The organism is Cupriavidus sp. 01L46, from assembly GCF_056399905.1.
The window spans coordinates 1-4,120 of record NZ_JBFTSF010000430.1 but is presented as its reverse complement, the minus strand read 5'-3'; the positions used below and the strand labels follow the sequence as shown (position 1 = coordinate 4,120).

The 4,120-nt window shown below is 61.3% G+C and carries 6 protein-coding genes and 1 pseudogene; 2 read left to right on the top strand and 5 right to left on the bottom strand.

The features are described from left to right. A partial coding sequence (locus AC1DS3_RS36085) for a methyl-accepting chemotaxis protein (protein ID WP_477129084.1) occupies positions 1-284 on the top strand: 284 nt, incomplete at its 5' end. A 143-nt stretch (positions 285-427) separates the two neighbouring features. Here AC1DS3_RS36085 and AC1DS3_RS36080 read toward each other — a convergent pair. The 3 genes from AC1DS3_RS36080 to AC1DS3_RS36070 form a co-directional block, all read right to left on the bottom strand. Continuing rightward, a complete protein-coding gene (locus AC1DS3_RS36080) occupies positions 428-589 on the bottom strand; it encodes a hypothetical protein (RefSeq protein WP_441635653.1) in 162 nt (53 codons plus the stop codon). Positions 590-615: 26 nt separating this feature from the next. Further along, positions 616-990: a hypothetical protein gene (locus AC1DS3_RS36075; protein WP_441635651.1), complete on the bottom strand. Its 375-nt coding sequence runs from the start codon at positions 988-990 to the stop codon at positions 616-618. A 265-nt stretch (positions 991-1,255) separates the two neighbouring features. Next, positions 1,256-2,287: a phage tail tube protein gene (locus AC1DS3_RS36070; RefSeq protein WP_477129083.1), complete on the bottom strand. Its 1,032-nt coding sequence runs from the start codon at positions 2,285-2,287 to the stop codon at positions 1,256-1,258. A gap of 185 nt (positions 2,288-2,472) precedes the next feature. Here AC1DS3_RS36070 and AC1DS3_RS36065 point away from each other — a divergent pair, with 185 nt between their 5' ends. Continuing rightward, positions 2,473-2,658 (top strand): hypothetical protein, encoded by a 186-nt coding sequence (locus tag AC1DS3_RS36065; protein ID WP_441635646.1) that lies wholly within the window; start codon positions 2,473-2,475, stop codon positions 2,656-2,658. A 131-nt stretch (positions 2,659-2,789) separates the two neighbouring features. Here AC1DS3_RS36065 and AC1DS3_RS36060 read toward each other — a convergent pair whose 3' ends face one another. Together AC1DS3_RS36060 and AC1DS3_RS36055 are read right to left on the bottom strand one after the other, a co-directional pair. Next, positions 2,790-3,611: a hypothetical protein gene (locus AC1DS3_RS36060; protein WP_441635644.1), complete on the bottom strand. Its 822-nt coding sequence runs from the start codon at positions 3,609-3,611 to the stop codon at positions 2,790-2,792. 323 nt (positions 3,612-3,934) lie between these two features. Beyond that, positions 3,935-4,120: pseudogene (locus AC1DS3_RS36055) on the bottom strand (hypothetical protein); the annotation flags it as partial.

The window sequence follows — 4,120 nt, the reverse complement described above, 5'->3', positions numbered from 1 at the left end:
GTGTAAGCAGCGGCACCGAGCGCGTCCAGGCAGCGGGCTCGACCATGACCGAAATTGTCAAGGACATCGAGCACGTTCGACGCATCATTACTGAGATACACGGTGCGGTGAGCGAGCAGAACACAGGTATCGGACAGCTCGACCAGAGCGTGTCAGAAATGGATCAAGCCACGCAACAGAACGCTGCGCTGGTGGAGGAGTCTGCGGCAGCATCATCGATGCTTAATGATCAGGCACGGGAGCTCGCGCGAACAGTGGCACGATTTCAATTGCGCGAGGCATAGCACGGTTACGGGCGAACGCTTCGCCAAGGCGCGGGGCCAGAGTAGGAGCATACCGAGGGCAGCAGTGACGGCGCCGATGACGACCGGCCAGCCAATGAGTTTCGCCAGCGCAGCGCCGCCRGCAATGGAGGAGGAGGGTTCCATTACGCTCCCCGCCGGCTGGTGTGCATCGCCTTCACGATGGCGGCACAGGTCACGAGCGCGGCGTCGGTGGCGCGAGCCAGCAGGGCGGCATCGTGGCCGAACTCCTTGTAGGTGTTCTGGGCGAACGCGGCTACGGTCTCTTGGTATTTCGGGGAGTTCATGTGGCTCTCTTGTTACTTGAGGATGTTCACTTCGTGAGGAGCGTCAGGGCCTCCTGCTCGGTGATGGCAAGGTCGTACTTCGTCGCGAGCGACAAGGCGAAGTGCTGGGCCTGCGCTGGGCCAACGACCGCGAGTTGCGCGCGGTACGCTTCGACCTCGAAGCACTGGCGCCACTTACGGCTGAAGTGGTAGACCAAGCCGCTGCAGTCTAGCCAGCGCCAGAACTGCCGCACGTGGGCCTGCTCATGAACGATCAAGCCCGGCGATGTGCCCGGCCGCACTAGCACCAGCGGGCCAAGGCTGTAGGTGCCGACGAGGTCGTCTACTGTGCCGGTGACACCGGCGATGATGCGCCCGACGCCGGTCAGCGAGCCATCCGCAAAGCGCTCCATGCGCAGCACGCTGTCGCGGATGATCTCTGCCCCGATGTCGCCTTGCTTGTTGGCGACGTCGGTGTAGTCGATGAGGTGTCAAGACACACGTTGTTCACTTAGGAGTCAGACCATGGAAAAGTCTGCACCCTGAATAACCCTAGGGTGGGGTATTCGCGCAGCTTGTCCGCGTCGTGCAGGACTTCTGGGGGGATGGACTTGTGCAAAAGGTCCTCGTCGATCGACACATCGAGGCGCGGGTGGATAGCGCGCTTGACGAGCCKGCGAAGGTCGTTCAGGAAGTCCATGTCCGCCAGGATAGGCTGGATGGCCGGCTCCAGCGGGGAACTGGCATACGCGGAGCGCAGGTCCTGGTCGAGCGAGACATAGAAGAAGGTGGCGATGTCGAGATTGGCCTCATCGGAGCCGACCTGTTGGACCTGGGGTACCACTCGATCTGCGCGACCGAGATCGGCACTAGCTGCTTCGGCAAGCGACCCGTGTCRAGCACGAGTTCAAGCGAGCATGCGCCTTCGATGATGATCTCTTTGCCAAGCGCCTCAGACGTCGAGCGCAGCGAGCCCACCTTGGCGAAGCCGTCGGCGTAGTCGGGGATGACGTCGATCGGTGCGCCGCCTTCCCAGATTTGGCCGACGCCGGTAGCGGCGTTGTGCACGTCGAACGTTTGCGATGCGATAARCGCGCCAGGCAGCGCGGTAGTAGCCGCGGAGATGGCGTCCTTGCCCATAAAGTCGAGCGTGCCGTTCGTCAGGGACTCCGACGCGAACTGCAGCGACAGCTTGCTGACCGTCTGACCGCGATACGTCAGGAACTGGACGATGTCGGCGAACGCCTTCTCCAGCGTGAACGACGGCTGGGTGACACCGTTGGTCAGGCGCGAGGTCTGCAGCACGGAGTTGGTCAGCGACGCGGCGACGGTGGCCGGGGTCGACGGGGCCAGCGTGATGACAGTTGCGGTCGGCGACACGGTCGACGACACGCGGAACAGCTTACCGTTGTTCGGGTCCGACGGCGTGCCGGTGGTAACGAAGCGGAGCCATTGACCCCGCTGCAGCGTGGTGACCGCCGAGTTGCCCGTCAGTGCCGCGGACGCGGTGATGGTGCCAGCCGCCATTGCAGCCGTGAACGTCGCGCCAACGCGCGCGGGGCCGTACGCCGCGAAGGTGCTCTGCAGCGCGGCTTCAATGAACGGGTCGTATTCCTTGTACTGCATGTGGAAGGGGACCGTATCGCGCAGACCAATGGCGCGGGTGCGCGGCGGGTTCTTGCCAATCGAGACGGCCACCGCATAGGGAGCGCCGCGCACGAACTCTTGGAAGTCGCCATGGTGCTGCTGGTCGGCATGGCCGTACCAGGAGCCGGCCTTGTCGGCCAGCTCGGCGTACTCGCTCGATGGGCTGTTGATGCCGATGTTCCAGTTCGCTGCCAGGTTGCCCGATCACTGCGGCGAGTTCTCCACCAGTTCACGAAACACCGTGACGGTGACCCGATATGACGCCGATCACCTTGCCCGAGACCTTCAACATCGACGACCTGCGCCGCACCGTGAACAACGTGGCCGCCACCGACCAGCGCAAGAACGGCGCTGGCTTTGTCAGCGCTCGCGCGGAAGCGCACAAGGCCGTCCTTCAGGCTTGTGCGCGCCAAGCCAAAGACTTCGCGCAGCGATGCGGTTGATGGTCGATGCGCTGTGAAATGAACAACCTGGTCTCCCTAAGGAGAGCGCAAGCGAATATCCCTGCCCGCGCGAGGCTGCCCTATTGCGGCAGAGCAGCCGATGCCGGATGCCTTTGTGAGGGAAAACTGGGCTACTTTACGGCCACTGTGGCTTGGGCGGAAGGGGCGGGAGCTTGTACTGAGCCAGGAGAGCTGCCGGCACCTTCCCCCGCTGCCTTGGCAAGATTGGCGGCCTTCTCTGTGTCTTTCAACTCCAGCTTCTTTGTGTTGACCGCGGCGAGCAGTTGCTCCGCGAGGCTTGCCATCTGGAGACCTTGCTGTCGGATTTTCTCGTTCTGCGCGGTGACGTCAGCTCGAAGCTTCGTTCGTTCTTGCTCATCTGTGGTGGCCGCTAGAGCGGCGGCGGCCTCATCACGTTTTGCAGCAGCAATCAGATTCTCAGATTTCTTCTCTTCGATTCTCTCTGCGATCAGCTTCGCATCGTTCTCAAGGGCCTTGTCAGAGCCAAGGCGGAGAGCAGTGTCAATGATCTTCTGGTAGAGCCCAACTATCTGCTCGGCCGAGAGCCTGTTGTTCTGAGCTACTTCACAGACACGGAAAAGAGCTTCACGCGAGAATTGGATCATCTGTGATCTCTCGGCCAGCTTCACTGCGCTGACGGCGAGATCTCCTTTCGCCTGAGGGGTGATATTCGCTGATGAGAGTTTTGCGTCCAAAGACGTAGCGAACGAGAGAGCGACGTCCGGGGCCGGCTCGGCGCAAGAGGTGGGGGAAGGGCTGGAGGTGCCGGCGGAGGAATGAGCAAAAAACGAGCCTCTTCGGCTCGCGTCGTAGTCAAACCAGTAGTTCTTGCTCGAATCCAATTCGTGGAGCCGGGCCGGCGGTGTAAATATCGAGCACCCGGAGATCAATGCAGTCAGAAGACCGCCAGCAGCTAAGGATGAGGTCCGCATTGGATTTGCTCCGTTCAGTGTGTGCTGGCAGTTTCGCGACTCGCGATGACTCGCAGTATCCGTGGCGCTGGGATGCCGACAACCCCACAGGAGTGGGGGAGGGAAGGAGGTCAGTTGTCCTTTTGCGATGCAACACACTTAGGAGTCAGCATGCATACCGACAAAGACGGCAAGCTGGATTCTGATGGAGTGGTTGAGTTGGCGCCGAGAGGCGCAAGCGATCGCTGCGCCGCCCAAACTAGCATCGCCAGCAATCAATCATTTTAATATCTGGGTGAAGCACTGATTCGTGTCGGGGTTGTATTGCACGGGCGCTGTTCAGATTAAACGTTGATGACCTGCTTGCCGAGAGCTGACGCGATGACATCGTCGGCGGAAACGCCTTCCTTGTTCCAGCTCATCAGCCGTTGCCAAGCCAGGTAGTTCGGCAAGTACCCTTGTTCCAGCTCATCAGCCGTTGCCAAGCCAGGTAGTTCGGCAAGTACTTGGTGGCCACGCCCCTGAGTTGG